Origin of the sequence: Mucilaginibacter sp. (genome assembly GCF_035492695.1) — a bacterium.
In the GTDB taxonomy this organism is placed as follows: Bacteria; Bacteroidota; Bacteroidia; order Sphingobacteriales; family Sphingobacteriaceae; genus Mucilaginibacter.
Genome location: NZ_DATJJC010000007.1, coordinates 300,955 through 314,653, shown reverse-complemented (window position 1 = coordinate 314,653; position 13,699 = coordinate 300,955). Strand labels below are relative to the sequence as shown.

16 protein-coding genes are annotated in these 13,699 nt (G+C 45.0%); 10 read left to right on the top strand and 6 right to left on the bottom strand.

Features of this window, described 5'->3' with window-relative positions; all coding sequences use genetic code 11:
• Positions 1 to 133: 133 nt before the first annotated feature.
• A complete protein-coding gene (locus VL525_RS05555; protein WP_325384208.1) occupies positions 134 to 547 on the top strand; it encodes a nuclear transport factor 2 family protein in 414 nt (137 codons plus the stop codon).
• A 1-nt stretch (position 548) separates the two neighbouring features.
• Positions 549 to 1,430: a helix-turn-helix domain-containing protein gene (locus tag VL525_RS05550; protein WP_325384206.1), complete on the top strand. Its 882-nt coding sequence runs from the start codon at positions 549 to 551 to the stop codon at positions 1,428 to 1,430.
• Between the two features lie 24 nt (positions 1,431 to 1,454).
• On the opposite strand, the gene VL525_RS05545 is transcribed toward VL525_RS05550, so the two are convergent.
• The 5 genes from VL525_RS05545 to VL525_RS05525 form a co-directional block, all read right to left on the bottom strand.
• Positions 1,455 to 2,036, bottom strand: coding sequence for a TetR/AcrR family transcriptional regulator (locus VL525_RS05545; RefSeq protein WP_325384204.1), 582 nt, complete (start codon positions 2,034 to 2,036; stop codon positions 1,455 to 1,457).
• A 104-nt stretch (positions 2,037 to 2,140) separates the two neighbouring features.
• Positions 2,141 to 2,890, bottom strand: a complete 750-nt coding sequence (locus VL525_RS05540) for a glucose 1-dehydrogenase (RefSeq protein ID WP_325384202.1) — start codon at positions 2,888 to 2,890, stop codon at positions 2,141 to 2,143.
• Positions 2,891 to 2,925: 35 nt separating this feature from the next.
• Complete coding sequence (locus tag VL525_RS05535) at positions 2,926 to 3,675, bottom strand: SDR family oxidoreductase (protein WP_325384200.1); 750 nt, start codon at positions 3,673 to 3,675, stop codon at positions 2,926 to 2,928.
• Between the two features lie 161 nt (positions 3,676 to 3,836).
• Complete coding sequence (locus VL525_RS05530; RefSeq protein WP_325384198.1) at positions 3,837 to 4,301, bottom strand: RES family NAD+ phosphorylase; 465 nt, start codon at positions 4,299 to 4,301, stop codon at positions 3,837 to 3,839.
• Between the two features lie 42 nt (positions 4,302 to 4,343).
• On the bottom strand, positions 4,344 to 4,859 hold the full coding sequence (locus VL525_RS05525) for an antitoxin Xre/MbcA/ParS toxin-binding domain-containing protein (protein ID WP_325384196.1): 516 nt from the start codon (positions 4,857 to 4,859) through the stop codon (positions 4,344 to 4,346).
• 168 nt (positions 4,860 to 5,027) lie between these two features.
• On the opposite strand from VL525_RS05525, the gene VL525_RS05520 reads away from it, so the two are divergent.
• Complete coding sequence (locus tag VL525_RS05520; RefSeq protein ID WP_325384194.1) at positions 5,028 to 5,456, top strand: hypothetical protein; 429 nt, start codon at positions 5,028 to 5,030, stop codon at positions 5,454 to 5,456.
• 5 nt (positions 5,457 to 5,461) lie between these two features.
• Here VL525_RS05520 and VL525_RS05515 read toward each other — a convergent pair whose 3' ends face one another.
• Complete coding sequence (locus VL525_RS05515) at positions 5,462 to 6,031, bottom strand: hypothetical protein (RefSeq protein WP_325384192.1); 570 nt, start codon at positions 6,029 to 6,031, stop codon at positions 5,462 to 5,464.
• 55 nt (positions 6,032 to 6,086) lie between these two features.
• Here VL525_RS05515 and VL525_RS05510 point away from each other — a divergent pair, with 55 nt between their 5' ends.
• From VL525_RS05510 to VL525_RS05480, 7 genes are all read left to right on the top strand, one after another.
• On the top strand, positions 6,087 to 7,313 hold the full coding sequence (locus VL525_RS05510) for a PBSX family phage terminase large subunit (protein WP_325384190.1): 1,227 nt from the start codon (positions 6,087 to 6,089) through the stop codon (positions 7,311 to 7,313).
• Positions 7,314 to 7,362: 49 nt separating this feature from the next.
• Positions 7,363 to 8,055, top strand: coding sequence for a hypothetical protein (locus tag VL525_RS05505; protein WP_325384188.1), 693 nt, complete (start codon positions 7,363 to 7,365; stop codon positions 8,053 to 8,055).
• Positions 8,056 to 8,084: 29 nt separating this feature from the next.
• Positions 8,085 to 8,207: a hypothetical protein gene (locus VL525_RS05500; protein WP_325384186.1), complete on the top strand. Its 123-nt coding sequence runs from the start codon at positions 8,085 to 8,087 to the stop codon at positions 8,205 to 8,207.
• A gap of 133 nt (positions 8,208 to 8,340) precedes the next feature.
• Positions 8,341 to 8,787 carry a hypothetical protein gene (locus tag VL525_RS05495; RefSeq protein ID WP_325384184.1) on the top strand — a complete coding sequence of 149 codons (447 nt, stop codon included), beginning with the start codon at positions 8,341 to 8,343 and terminating at the stop codon, positions 8,785 to 8,787.
• Between the two features lie 53 nt (positions 8,788 to 8,840).
• Positions 8,841 to 9,278: a hypothetical protein gene (locus VL525_RS05490; protein WP_325384182.1), complete on the top strand. Its 438-nt coding sequence runs from the start codon at positions 8,841 to 8,843 to the stop codon at positions 9,276 to 9,278.
• A gap of 59 nt (positions 9,279 to 9,337) precedes the next feature.
• The gene (locus VL525_RS05485) at positions 9,338 to 11,413 is read left to right on the top strand and encodes a hypothetical protein (RefSeq protein ID WP_325384180.1); all 2,076 of its coding nucleotides are present in this window, start codon (positions 9,338 to 9,340) and stop codon (positions 11,411 to 11,413) included.
• Between the two features lie 76 nt (positions 11,414 to 11,489).
• Entirely contained in the window at positions 11,490 to 13,559 is a 2,070-nt protein-coding gene (locus VL525_RS05480) for a hypothetical protein (RefSeq protein ID WP_325384179.1), read from the top strand.
• Positions 13,560 to 13,699 lie beyond the last annotated feature (140 nt).

Sequence of the window (13,699 nt, the reverse complement as noted above, 5' to 3'; positions counted from 1 at the left end):
CGTTAAAAAAACCGGCAGCCAAACCCCAACACCTATATTTGTTGGGGTTGCTTTGCCGGTACCCACCCGCTGCCTGTGTCCTCACAGGCAGAAAACCGGGACTATCCTACACAAAGTTCGAAAACAGAAAACAATGGAAAAAAGATACCCGCTGCCACCATTCAATATGGAAACAGCACTGCAAAAGGTCCAGGCTGCCGAAGATGCCTGGAATACCCGCGATCCCGAACGTGTATCCCTGGCTTATACTGTCGATACCGAATGGCGCAACCGTACCGAGTTTGTCAATGGACGCGACAAGGTGGTAGCTTTCCTGAAACGTAAATGGACCAAAGAGCTCGACTATAAACTTAAGAAGGAACTATGGGGCTTCAGCGAAAACCGCATGGCCGTTCGTTTCGAATACGAATGGCACGATGAATCGGGCCAATGGTACCGAAGTTATGGTAACGAGCTTTGGGAATTTGACGAAGATGGCTATATGCAAAAGCGCTATGCCAGCATTAACGACCTGCCTATACACGAAAGCGAAAGAAAACTTAAATAAGATGAGCAATACAAAAGCGCTTACCATGGTGAATCCCAAAACAGGGAACCTGGCCTTCAAGATATTTTCTTTTGATGACGGAAGCAGTTTCGACCATATCCAACGGAACAATTACTATACGATGGTGATGGTGCGTTCGGGCAGCGGGACCATCAGGGCCGATTTTTCGAACTACGATTTTTCCGACGGGACGCTGATGAGCTTTGCCCCTTACCAGCCTTTTATGATAAGCGCCAACGGCGGCCTGAGCGGCATTGCCATCAATTTTCATCCCGATTTTTTCTGCATCCACCAGCATCATAAAGAGGTGGCCTGCCATGGCGTACTCTTCAATAATATCTATCAGCCGCCGTTTATTACATTTCAGCCAAAAGATGCAGAGACCTTTAGTTTGCTGATAGAACAAATGCGGGCCGAAATGCAAAATGCAGCCCTGGCGCAGTACGAGTTACTGATATCTTATCTTAAGATATTCCTTATCCATGCATCACGTCTCCGGGTCGATCAAACCCCGGCGTTACAACAGCATAGCGAAGCTGAAAAAGAGCCTTTTGTACTGCAAAACCTCAAAGATGCTATAGAAAGCAACTTCAAAACAAAACATTCGGCCAGCGATTATGCCGGCATGTTAAATATTTCGACAAAGGCCCTTGCAAAGATCACGCGCAGCCACTTTAATAAGACGCTTACCAATATGATAGCCGAGCGTATCGTGATAGAGGCCAAACGCGAATTGTACCTTACATCGAAACCAGTTAAGGCAATTGCCTACGAATTGGGTTTTAACGACGAGTTTTACTTCAGCCGCTTTTTCAAAAACAATGCTGACGTATCACCGCAATTATACCGCGAAACCGTGGGCTTCGCCCGGGCCGAAGCCTGAAAAAACGGATAACTTTAGGTGAATTTAACCCAGCACCGAAAGTGTCAGGTTTATGATATCATTAAATACTCTTCGGTCGGCTGTGGATCGCGCGGTTACACGCACGCCTTTGACATTATTTAGGATGAATTGGGCCAGCACCTTTGCATCCTGTTTATTGATTATCTCCCCGCTTTCCTGTCCTTGCTTAATAATATCAAAAAAATAGCCTTCCACTTGCCGGTCGTTCTCGCAAAGCATGGTGTTTACCTCCTTATCCTGCGAGGCCATTTCCACCCCGGCATTCACCAGGAAACATCCCTTATGCTCCTTATCGCTTACCAGTTCGCTGATAATATATTCCAGCATCCGCCTGATCTTTTCTTTTGCCGAGGGTATGCCCTGAATCATCTTACCCATCTTTTCGGCCGTCCCCATTTTATAATGATCAAGCGACCTAAGGAAAAGTGTATGCTTATCAACATAAGTATCATATAAACTCGACCGGCTGATACCAAGTCCATCTACAAGGTCCTGCATCGAGGTACCGTTGTATCCCTTCAGCCAAAAAAGGTTCATCGCCTTTTCAAGCACTTCATCTTCATCAAAATCTTTCGTCCTTGCCATAGCAAAAAAGCCTTGCCTGTTTCAAGGCAAAGCTATTCATTTTATCCTAATTTGTTTAAAAGACCCTTTAAAGCCCTCTCCTTTGGAAAGGGTTGGGTGAGGCTTTACCTTATACCACCACTGGCAAGCAAAGTTTCGCCTGTTAGCCAGCGCGAATCATCAGATGCCAGGAATACCACAAGTGGTGCTATATCGTCGGGCTGACCGATACGGCCCAGTGGAGTTGTCTTTTCGGTTTCCTTCTGAAAATCGCTGCCTATAAACCCGGCAGTATGCGTGCCTTCTGTTTCAACCATACCCGGGTTAATGGAGTTTACGCGGATCTTTTTAGGACCAAGTTCCTTAGCAAGCACCTGGGTAATGGAATCAACTGCGCCTTTGGTTGCTGTATAGATGGAACTTCCCGGAGGCGTTATCCTGGTTACAACCGAACCGATATTGATCACGCTGCCGCCGTTTTCACCAAAACCCTTAACAGCTGCTTTTGTGGCTAACAACAGCCCTAATACATTGGTATTGAACTGGCGGTGAAACTCTTCTTCATCCACTTCTTCAATGCCAACAAATTTATATACGCCTGCATTGTTCACCAGGATATCGACGCCGCCAAATGCCTGCTTTGCTTCTGCGAATAATTTTTCAACATCAGCTGAGCTCGATACGTTACCCTGTACGGCAACGGCTTTACCGCCATTACTGATGATTTCGGCTACTACCTTTTCAGCGCCCTCTTTTGCCGATGCATAGTTAACTACAACTGATGCGCCTGCTGCGGCCAGGTCTTTTGCTATACCGGCGCCAATGCCTTTTGAGGCACCTGTTACCACTGCAACTTTATTTTCTAGCTTTTTCATTTTATGTGTGATTATTATAAATGTGTGATTTTCTATTATAAGGTCTTAAATCCGCCGTCAAGCAAAAGTTCTGCTCCCAGCATATAGGACGAATCGTCCGATGCCAGGTAAACATAGCCTTTGGCCATTTCCTGTACGGTGCCCAAACGTTTCAATGGGGTTATTGATGCCATGTAATTTTTCGAACCGTCTATTTCTTCCTGTGTCCCGCCGGCCTTACCGAATATTGGTGTTTCAATGGGGCCCGGAGACAACACGTTTACGCGTATTCTTCTATCAAGCAATTCTGCCGAAAACGTCTTTGCCAGTGAAGTTACTGCAGCTTTAGTAGCGGCGTAGGCCGAGCCGGTAGGCATAGCCTTTTCGTTTACTGTCGACGCAGTGATAATAACCGACGCGCCATCGTTCAAATAGCTCAATGCTTTCTGAACCGAAAAGAAAGCGCCTTTCAGGTTGATGTCAACTATCTCGTCATATAATTCTTCGGTAAAATCAGCAAGCAGTGCTCCCTTAAACACACCTGCATTCACCACAAGCACATCAAACTTGCCGAATTTATCCGAAGCTTCTTTATAAAACCTGTCTATATCAGCCAGGTTAGCTACATCAGCTTTCACACCGATAGCATCATGTCCTATCTCATTAACCGCTAAATTCAACGTTTCCTGGTTGCGGCCCGATATGGCCACCTTTGCTCCTTCCAGCGCAAATTCTTTAGCAGTCTCTAAGCCTATACCACTATTACCACCGGTAATAACAGCAACTTTGTTTTCTAATTTTTTCATTTTTGTGAGTGACTATTTATATATTTGGAACAATCGTTCCGCAAATATAAGCACATATCGGAACGATTGTTCCAATAAAGTTCAAAGATTATTTCGGAATGACAATTCCAGTATAGATTGAGTATTTGATGACAAAAGCGCGAATTGACGGGGTTGCAGACTTATTGGACCTTCAATCTTTTATCGAAGGAGAACGGTCTTACCTCCAGTATTTTGATCTTATTGAATTCAGGGTGTGCTGGGTTAAACAGGAAGTTATATTCAAGGTCTATGATGGCCGATGGCACTTTCAGTACAGCCGTATCCCGCCGCTGCAGCCAGTTGTCCCCTATCGCTTGTGTCAGCGGATAGTTAAGCACACTATACCATTCCGCATTTTGTTTTTGAAGTTGATTTAAAGTGATCTCCGTGATCCTGAGCTTTTCCGGTAACTGGTAAATAGTTACCGAAAAGTTCCCGGCATATAATGATGTCCCTGAGGTGTGGGCAAGCTTCTCCAGGCACGATAAAGCAAGCGAGCCGCCAGTATAGATAACATACTGCCCGGCAGAGTTCCACCGCCCATCCACTCCCGACCCTTTGCGGTCATTCGCATATTTTGTTTGGCCTATCCGGTAAACCTGCATTGATAACTCAATAATTCAATAACCCGATAATTAAGTAATTGATTAAGCCGTAGCACCGTAATCGATACGGATGAGTTCATTCATGATAATCCCTATACCGGTAATGGTATCCAGTATTTCAAAAGGTACGGCATCAATACCTATGTTATAGCTTTTCAGCCAGTGCTTAAATTCGGTAAGCGAGCCAAAGGTATCGAGACCTTTGTTAAAAAGCTCGAACAGTTGTATAATGTGCTCGCTTATACCCAAATTCAACTCCTTTGTATTTTGGATATGCTTGCGCAAAGTAGGCTCAGTGATATCAAGCCAGCGCGATACATCGGTTTGGGTAGCGCCGGTAACCACTATCAGGTCATTTATGGCATTTGGCTGCAAGCCTTTTCGTATGGCATCAAGCTTTGCTATCGGCGATTTAAAATAACTGGTGTATGGCACAAGCACGTCCGAAAGGTAAATATCTTTGTTAATAGCATCTGTATCATACATTTTATAGCGTTTACCATCCTCATAAAAATAGCCTGATGCCCCCGCGCCGGTCTCCTTATTTTTCTTCTCCATACCCAAAGATAATATTTTTCTTTTTAAAACGAAACTTTTTTCTATTTTATTTAACCCTGGTAATGAACCATTTCAAAAAAAATTCAAAATTATTTGCACAAAGCTAAAATTATTAGTATCTTTGATTATTCCATTATGCCAATCGGCATTTGAATCACAATTTCATCAATGAGCTATAAACGACCTTTCAAATCGGCCAGGGAATTAGATGACCTGATCCTTTGTTACTTCAGCTATGCCGGTGGCAGCCCGTCGGCAGAAGAAAAGAAAGCAAACCATAATACCATTGCACCATCCGGCCCGCCAACATTATCAGGCCTGGCATTCTACCTTGGCTTTAACAGCCTCGCAGAATTTGAAGCCCGCGAAGCCAAAGGCAAGTTTGCCTCGCGTCTAAAACGTGCCCGCTTATATATCGAGGCCATCTACGAGTCAAGGCTGCACTCGTCCACCGGCGCCATATATGCACTGAAAGCCATGGGGCATAGCGAAAAGAGCGCCGGAAAATCGCAGGACAAAACTGACGACACGCTTAAAATAGAGATTTTTGAGAATGGCCCCAAACTTGCCGCCTCAGAAAAAGACATAGTCCTGTAATAAAATTACTTGTTGTAGCTATAATCGCCTATGGTTTTATAGGTCTGCACTACGTTGTTAGTCGTTAACGTATAAACAACTTCGATATGTAATTTTAGGCTGTTGGCTGTCAGCTCATTTATCACTACCGAGTTTGATACAGCAGCATAGGTTGGAATAGCCACATTGCCTGTAAAACCGTAGGAACCGGCTGTCCCGTCTGCCAACCCGGTGACATAGGGCGCCGACATCTGAAACGAGTTATTACTGAAGCTGTAAGTACCATGCGTAGTTGCCGATTCACTGGTAAGCCCGGCACCAAGGTTTGTTGACGGATCTGATGTATAAGCGCTCGCGCTGGCAAAGGTGCCGTCTTTGTTGAACTGCACGGTGGCTACATTGTTAGCCGATGTATTTATCGTAACATTCTGTCGCTCAATCGCATCAATAAATTGCACATATTTCTCTTGTTGAAGAGTCCACTTGCCTACAATAAGGTTTGTCTGCGACGGGCCGGGTGTGGCATTCTTCCCGCACGAAGCCATGCAGATCGGAACTGATATTGCCAGGAATAGAAAATAAAATTTACGTATCATCTAATTAAAGATTGTTGGCGTAATAAAATTAGTTAAATCAAATAATAAAATCAATATGCACCTGGGATGGAAGGCCTCTGCAGTATTTATCGAAAACTATTATACCGGCGCACATACTATTGTTAACCAGGGTGGTACCAACTCGGGCAAAACCTATGCTATTCTGCAGGTACTTTTTTGCCTGGCCGCTCAACGATCCAACCAGGTGATCACCATAACCGGGCAGGATATCCCTCATCTTAAATCGGGTGTGCTGCGCGATGCGCTTGGCATTTATTCGGGTTCGGTTCAACTGGCAAAAAAAATACGGGCTTATAATAAATCCGATCGCATATTTAAGTTTTATAACGGCACCATAATCGAATTTAAAAGCTACGCCGACGCCCAGGACGCCAAATCAGGTAAACGCGACTACCTTTTTGTGAATGAAGCAAATGGTATAAACTGGGAAATATACAGCGAACTGGCATTGCGCACCAGGAAACGGATATACATCGATTACAACCCTAATTCAGCATTTTGGGTACACGACAATTTGCTGGGCGGCCCGGGCGTTCAGCTCATTATTTCTGATCATCGCCATAATCCTTTTATCGGGCAAACGGTAAGGGACAAGATCGAATCGCTGAAAGAAAAAGATGAAAAGCGCTGGCGCGTATATGCCCGTGGCATGACGGGCCGGGTTAAGGGGCTGGTATTTGACAACTGGCACATTTGCGAAACCATACCCACGGGCGCCAGGTTTATCGCCGCGGGGCTTGACTTTGGTTTCTCCAACGACGAAACAGGCTGCATAGAGGTGTATAAGCAAAATGGCGAACTATGGATAAACGAGCTTTTATATGAAAAAGGGCTTACCAATACCGATATTGCTAAGAAACTTACTGAAACCGGACTTAGAAAAAGTGCAGATATCATAGCAGATAGTGCTGAACCGAAATCGATAGAAGAATTAAGGCGGCTGGGCTGGCATATATCGCCGGCCAGGAAGGGCCGCGACAGCGTAAAAAACTCCATTGATATACTAAGGAGATACAAACTGAACATCACCCGGGGAAGCACTAATCTTCGCAACGAATTAAGCAGGTATAAATGGAAAACCGAGCACTCCGGCCGCGTTATTAACGAACCAGTTGATACCTGCAACCATTTAATTGATCCGTTACGATATATTGCATTAAATAAATTAAAAATCAGTAACTTGGGTCGGTCTAAAACCATATTGCCGTCTGTATCTCCGTCTTCCGCAGGCAACATGATCAAAGACATGCTAACCACGTAACTAAACAAACCATTATACTTTAAAACCTCCCTTTGGGGAAGGGGGCTTTATGATAGAAAAAACACTCAAAACCACCGATGGTAAAATATTGGTGCGCATACCTACTGTGCTCAACGAACTGACACTGGGTCAAATGATGGCCATGCAGGAAAAGCATTATCTGGACGACCTGGATGCCATAAGTATTCTTTCGGGCGTGGCGAAGGAAGAACTCAATTCTGTAAGGAACTTTGAAGACTTCCTTGTATTTGGCAACTATGTGATGGCATTATCCAACCAGATAAAATATTTGTATGACAGCGATCTTATCCCGTCAAGAATAACCTTTACTATCGACCAGAAAAAGGTAGTTGTAAATGTTATCCGTAATCTTTCTGTCGAGCCCGCAGGCGCATTCCTGGCTGCACGTGATATTATTGCCGACGAAATAAACGAGCACATTAGTCTTTACGGCGACGAAGACTGGCGGGAACATTTTCAACCCTCGCTGAAAGCATGCTGCTCTGTGCTGGCGCATTATTTCTTTTGCCGCGTTACCGGCAAAAGATATGACGAATACGAGGCCGAAGAATTTTGTGAGGAAGTAAAAAAACTAAGGGTCACGGAGGCGCTGCCCATAGCCCGCCATTTTTTTACCTCTTATCCCAACTTATTGAAACAGAAGATCGCCTTCTCGCAACGGTTCCGACTGTACTGGAGAAAAAAGCAGGTATCCAGGCGTTTGAAAAGTTTAAATACATAAACACTGTCAATTCCCTCGCCGGTGGCGATGTGACTAAATGGGCGGATATTCTAAACCTGCCTTACGAGCGCATGTTCACCAAACTGCTGTTAAATAAAACCGAAGCCGAATACCAGCGCAGGTACACCGACTTGCTCAACGCACAGAAATAGTTTCTTTCGTTGCTTTTTATATAACCCTGAAATGTCCGGGCCGGGAGTGTTTTTTCTATAAACCACTTTTTAATACCCCGACCTCTGATAACCAATCAACTAATCACCAGTCACAAATCACTAATCACCACCCATGCCCATCCGTAACCAAATTGAAGCAATAACACAATTGCTTAGCGAACAACCTACCTTTATTTACGGTACTGTCAACGAGATCAACCAACTTGCCGACGACGCCTCATTTCCTTGCGTTTTTATGTACCCCCTGCAGCCTATCGAGATTTCACCGCAAATAAACGGTTCGGTAGACAATAGTTTCTCAATTTACCTGGAATTCCTGTACAAAACAGACTTCGATCAGTATACCTCTGATAATGAGATATATGTAAATCAAGCACTCCGTATGTCCAATGAATTCATCGTCAAAGCCTCCACCTACCGTGAAGCTGATGGCCGTTATTTCAAAATAAAAGCGGGCGACAAGGCCAAATGCCTGCCTGTTTACAACAAATTCGATGTTAACTCTACGGGCGTAAACCTCACCATTACTTTATCTACCATGTACTATGAGTCTTTTTAAAGATAGTAGTTAGCCTTAAGCCAACATACTAATAACCTAATGCCAGATACCCTATGACCAATGACCTAACCGCTCTTCTCGAATCTCTAAAAGCCGACATCATCCACGCCATGCAGGCAAAAGGGAGATATGCAACAGGGCAAACTTCGCAACAGATTACAATAACGAGTGATGGAAATGGATCTCAACTAAATCTGCCAGCTTACATAGAAGCTTTGGAGACGGGGCGCCGGCCAACCGGCACTAATGCCGCTACAGGCGATCCACCCATGATCGAACGTATCAAACAATGGTGCCAGGCCAAAGGTATTCCCAACAAAGCAGCATGGGCCATTAAAAAGTCAATCGACAAACACGGCTTTAAAGGCGTTCCCGGCTTACTATCCGAACCATTAAGTGACGAGAACATCAACCTGCGTCTAACGCCGGTAGCCGAAAATATCGCCGATACGCTCGCTCAACTAATTGCAGAAGCAGTTGACCTTGACTAAATAAATACAACCGATCCAACATAATCTAATCCAATCAAAAGAATTAACAAATATACCCAATGCCCATTTTAGCAAGAATAGCATACGGCCCCGCAACTGTCACCGGCACACAGGTAAGTGGCCCCGTCTTTATTGAACTCCGGGATGCTGCAACCGGTCAACTTGTCAACGGCAACAACGTTACCGTGGCCTATGATATGAATATCAACGGAACGGTCACCGAAAATTCCGTCAGCATTGCCGGTCAGTCCCAATTAATTTATTACGGTGAATTGAGCGACAGCGACCCGTTCTTTTTTACTAAGTTCCAGGCGGGCACGGTAAGAGCTGCTCCCGACCCCGATCCGCCGGTCAACCGGTGCGACCTCGTACTGGATTATATTTCAGTAGACAAGCCCGAATCATCACCGGGCTCGCTCGATGCGCAAGTGACACTTACCGCCACATCCAGTTACCTCCCCATTCAATACAGTAGCGATGCCGGCGCCACCTGGCAGTTATCGCCGACATTTGGCGGCTTAACCGGCGGGTTGCATCAATTCGATGTAAAAGACGCCAATACAGCAGGCTGCACGGCTACCCGTTCAGTTACTATTCCCGTGTTGAGCAATCTGCTGGTGTCGGACCCATCCGTTGACCCTGGCAATGGAAACATATCGAGATGGAACGCGGCCTTTAATCCAATTTTCTTCACTTATCAACGCAAAGATTTTGAAGTGAACAACGTTTCGCCCGATACCCCGAGTGGTAAGGCGCTCGTATCGGTCAATGCGGCCCTGTCCGATCCGGCAACTGGCTATACCCTATCACCGGGCGATATGGTATATATAAACGCTGGCGGCTACCAGGGCATTTTTAAAGTCAACAGTATTTCCGGTAACAATAGTTTGCTGATCGATGCGGCTTTTACCGGCGATGCCACAGGCTTCATCAATATTAACCGACTCCGCCCTTATTACAAGGTCACCACCAAAATAACCTATTACGATGCATTTTCTGGCCAGCAGCAAACAATCACCGCCACCAACCGGCCCGACAATACGGGCCTGGTAAAGGCTGACTTTTCGAACTTTTTGCAAAGCCTGCTGCGACCAAAAGACGACAGCGACTATACCCAGGTCAATTATCGCGACAGCAATTTAAGCGCAAGCTTCCAAATTCAATATGCCGAAGGCTGGGACGATGGTACGACAGACGGATATACATCCGATTTTATAACTATTGCCGATCCGTACTACGTGGTATACGCAGCCAAACAATTGGGACAAAAATATGGCGGAAACCTGGCAGCTTATGTCCCGTTTGGTACTGTGACGGAAGGTTCCTCATTGGCAAAATGGATAACCGATTTCGAAGAGCCCGCGCTTTCCGCCGGTTACCCCTTTGACATAGGGTTTATTTATAGCGAATATCTGCTAGGCCGCGATGTGTATTGCGAGATCATCCCGCTGGATATTAACCGGAACCCGCTTACCGGCGATGCACAGTCAACTGATTTACTGAACGAAGATGGATCGTGGCTGCTCAACCAGGACGGTAGTAAATTTATTATCGCCGGGCAACTACAGTCCGATACCACACTGCCTGCACAACTTGGACTTAACAGGCTATTGATCAATTCGTCATTTCCGCCAGAGGCTTTTTACTTTACAATTATCTTGAAATATAACGATGAAGATGATATCGCCCACGCCATTACCCAAACGCAAACCATTCGCATTGATGACGCTGTAGACGAAAATTCGGTTTACCTGCGCTGGATTGGACTAACCGGATCATGGAATTACTATCGTTTTGTTTACAACCAGGAAGTTTCGCTCGATGTACAAAATGCCACCATCATCAAAAACTTCGTTTCCGACTGGGAAAGCCAACAGGGCATTGAGGAAGTAATAGGAAAAGATGCCGGGCAAAAAATAAAAGTAATGGCCGAGGACCTATCTGTCAGTGATATCAAAGGCCTGCAATCAATAAAGTACTCACCCAAAGTTCAAATGCTCGTCAACAAAAATCCGGTAAAATGGCAAACCATCGTCATCAACACAGCCACCTATAGCGAGTACGAAACGTTAAACGGGCAAGCACCTTTCAGCATTACTTTCAATATGCCATCCATCAATATACAAACGCAGTGATTTTTATAGGTCCAACTAATTGGCATCATAAGTTTTTGCCCGCTGATGCTAATGACCAATGAACCAATGACGAACCATGAACCAACTCCAACTATATATCAACGATCAGCTCGTCGACCTGAACGACGATGCCCCTATCGCGCTAACCTTCCAGATCAACAACCTGGCCGAGGTACAAAATCAGCAGGGCAACACCAGTAACCAGTTCAAATTACCGCTAACTCAGCGTAACAGGCGAATATTGGGTTTTCCAGACGACATTGCTTTCACAACTGACGCCCCTTATCAACAATACCCGGCCAAATTAATACAAGACGGTTTAGAGATCATTCCTTATGGCCTGGCCGAACTCACCAATATCGAACAGAATAATGCAAACATTACTCTGTTATCCGGCAATGTCGATTTTTTCGACGCTATTGATGGCAAATTGTACGATATGGGCGATAGCACCAGTCAATGGACAAATTATGGCAAAACACTGGCCTGGCAGCCTTACGACCATATATGGAATGTGCATAACATGGCAACATCCCAAACAAAAACCGATGGCTGGATATGGCCGGTAGTTGATTATGGCCTCATCAGCAACTCTGATTATGCCACGCCTATCGATGTGCAGTATCAGCGCCCTGGCTTTTTTATAAAAACAGCAATCGGCCTGCTGCTTAAATCCGCCGGATACAAAGGATCGGGTTCACTGTTACAGGACCCCATATATCCCAAACTAATATGCCAGTTCGCTAATGATTCGTTCGACCACGGCACGGATGTTCAAAACAACGTAACCTATAAAAGTGTAACGGTACAAACCGGGCAGAATTTCAGCAGGTCGCACCCAACTACAGCTAACAATATTGGCGCTATCCCCTTCAGCCTTATCGTTTCAGATACCAGCCATTATTACGATGCCGCTCATAACGGATACTTTGTTTCCGAAATCACCAGTGTAACAGCTTCTGTTGCTTTCGGAATTTCTTTATCGGCCACAAATCCATCCCGAAGTCATGACTATTCGTCTAAAATAGCCATACAGATACGTTTATATAACAACACCGGAATGTCCGATTCTGAAGGCGAGAAGCTTGCCGAAACAATAGTCGACTATGCCGATCGGGGCAATTTAACCACCATCGTTCTCAATAATCAAACGGTTTCATTCGACCAGGTTCTGCAGCCGGGTCAGGGAATCCGGATAACCTACGAATTTTTGGGCTACACCGGCGCTACATTTACCCTGCACAGCGGTGCTACATTCAACATTCAAAATAAGGCCCAGGGCGTGCAATACGGGCAACAAATTCAGTGCGAACGTATTTTTCCGGATATTTCACAAAAGGACCTGCTAAAAGACATTTTGCAAAAGTTCGGAGTTATCTGCCAAACCGATAACGCCAACCGCACAATACATTTCAATTCGTTACGTGACATAGTTAATAATATCCCATTAGCCAAAGACTGGACAGCCAAATGTGTCGACCAGGGCAAACAGGTATCCTTTAAATTGGGAAACTACGCCCAGGTCAACAATATGAAGTATAAGGATGATGATGGTGTACTGCCAAAAGGCTTTGCCGATTCGCAGATCAGCATTGGTGATACCACGTTACCCGCTTCGACCGATCTGTTCCAAAGCCAGTTTGCCGCCACGCTGAACAGGCCATTTTATGGCGGTTCAATAGGCCAGATACTGAAGAAGGACCCCAAAAGCGATGAGAACGATTTTTCATTAAGTACTCAACCGCGCATCCTGGTCGATCAGAAATTCAACCTGATGAGCATCGGCAAATCCGTAACATTTACCGATGGCAACCAGGCAAATAACATCGTTGTCAACGACTGGATATCCACTCCTTACTTTTACAAACCTGATGGCGAATTCAATTTGTGTTTTGGCGACATGCGGTCTGCAAACGGTCAGAAACTACCCGGTCTAAAAACAAAGTATTATCCCGAACTGGAAAAAGTATTAAAACAAACCAAAAAGGTGATCAGATATATTATGCTGGCACCCCGCGACATTTTAGAACTGGATTTGATGATACCCGTATACCTGCAGCAAGATGGTGCATATTACTATATTAACAAGATCGACGCCTGGCGGAAGGGCCAGCCATGCAAAGTGGAATTGGTGAAGCTGGGATAAGTCTAAAGTCGTTGCCTTTGGCCCGAATCTAAGTGCGTGTAAATAACTTCATTGAGGGGTTGGATTAACGAAGCTTAGATAAAAATCAAAAAAATTTGCAAGCAATCATTTTAATTTTTATTTTTACTAAAAAAATTAGC

What these genes read in the sequence shown, in the direction of transcription:
- VL525_RS05510 (WP_325384190.1), top strand. Translation starts at nt 6,087, where the DNA reads ATGCACCTGGGATGGAAGGCCTCTGCAGTATTTATCGAAAACTATTAT.
- VL525_RS05550 (WP_325384206.1), top strand. Translation starts at nt 549, where the DNA reads ATGAGCAATACAAAAGCGCTTACCATGGTGAATCCCAAAACAGGGAAC.
- VL525_RS05480 (WP_325384179.1), top strand. Translation starts at nt 11,490, where the DNA reads ATGAACCAACTCCAACTATATATCAACGATCAGCTCGTCGACCTGAAC.
- VL525_RS05525 (WP_325384196.1), bottom strand. Translation starts at nt 4,859, where the DNA reads ATGGAGAAGAAAAATAAGGAGACCGGCGCGGGGGCATCAGGCTATTTT.
- VL525_RS05535 (WP_325384200.1), bottom strand. Translation starts at nt 3,675, where the DNA reads ATGAAAAAATTAGAAAACAAAGTTGCTGTTATTACCGGTGGTAATAGT.
- VL525_RS05520 (WP_325384194.1), top strand. Translation starts at nt 5,028, where the DNA reads ATGAGCTATAAACGACCTTTCAAATCGGCCAGGGAATTAGATGACCTG.
- VL525_RS05545 (WP_325384204.1), bottom strand. Translation starts at nt 2,036, where the DNA reads ATGGCAAGGACGAAAGATTTTGATGAAGATGAAGTGCTTGAAAAGGCG.
- VL525_RS05495 (WP_325384184.1), top strand. Translation starts at nt 8,341, where the DNA reads ATGCCCATCCGTAACCAAATTGAAGCAATAACACAATTGCTTAGCGAA.
- VL525_RS05485 (WP_325384180.1), top strand. Translation starts at nt 9,338, where the DNA reads ATGCCCATTTTAGCAAGAATAGCATACGGCCCCGCAACTGTCACCGGC.
- VL525_RS05555 (WP_325384208.1), top strand. Translation starts at nt 134, where the DNA reads ATGGAAAAAAGATACCCGCTGCCACCATTCAATATGGAAACAGCACTG.
- VL525_RS05490 (WP_325384182.1), top strand. Translation starts at nt 8,841, where the DNA reads ATGACCAATGACCTAACCGCTCTTCTCGAATCTCTAAAAGCCGACATC.
- VL525_RS05505 (WP_325384188.1), top strand. Translation starts at nt 7,363, where the DNA reads ATGATAGAAAAAACACTCAAAACCACCGATGGTAAAATATTGGTGCGC.
- VL525_RS05530 (WP_325384198.1), bottom strand. Translation starts at nt 4,301, where the DNA reads ATGCAGGTTTACCGGATAGGCCAAACAAAATATGCGAATGACCGCAAA.
- VL525_RS05515 (WP_325384192.1), bottom strand. Translation starts at nt 6,031, where the DNA reads ATGATACGTAAATTTTATTTTCTATTCCTGGCAATATCAGTTCCGATC.
- VL525_RS05540 (WP_325384202.1), bottom strand. Translation starts at nt 2,890, where the DNA reads ATGAAAAAGCTAGAAAATAAAGTTGCAGTGGTAACAGGTGCCTCAAAA.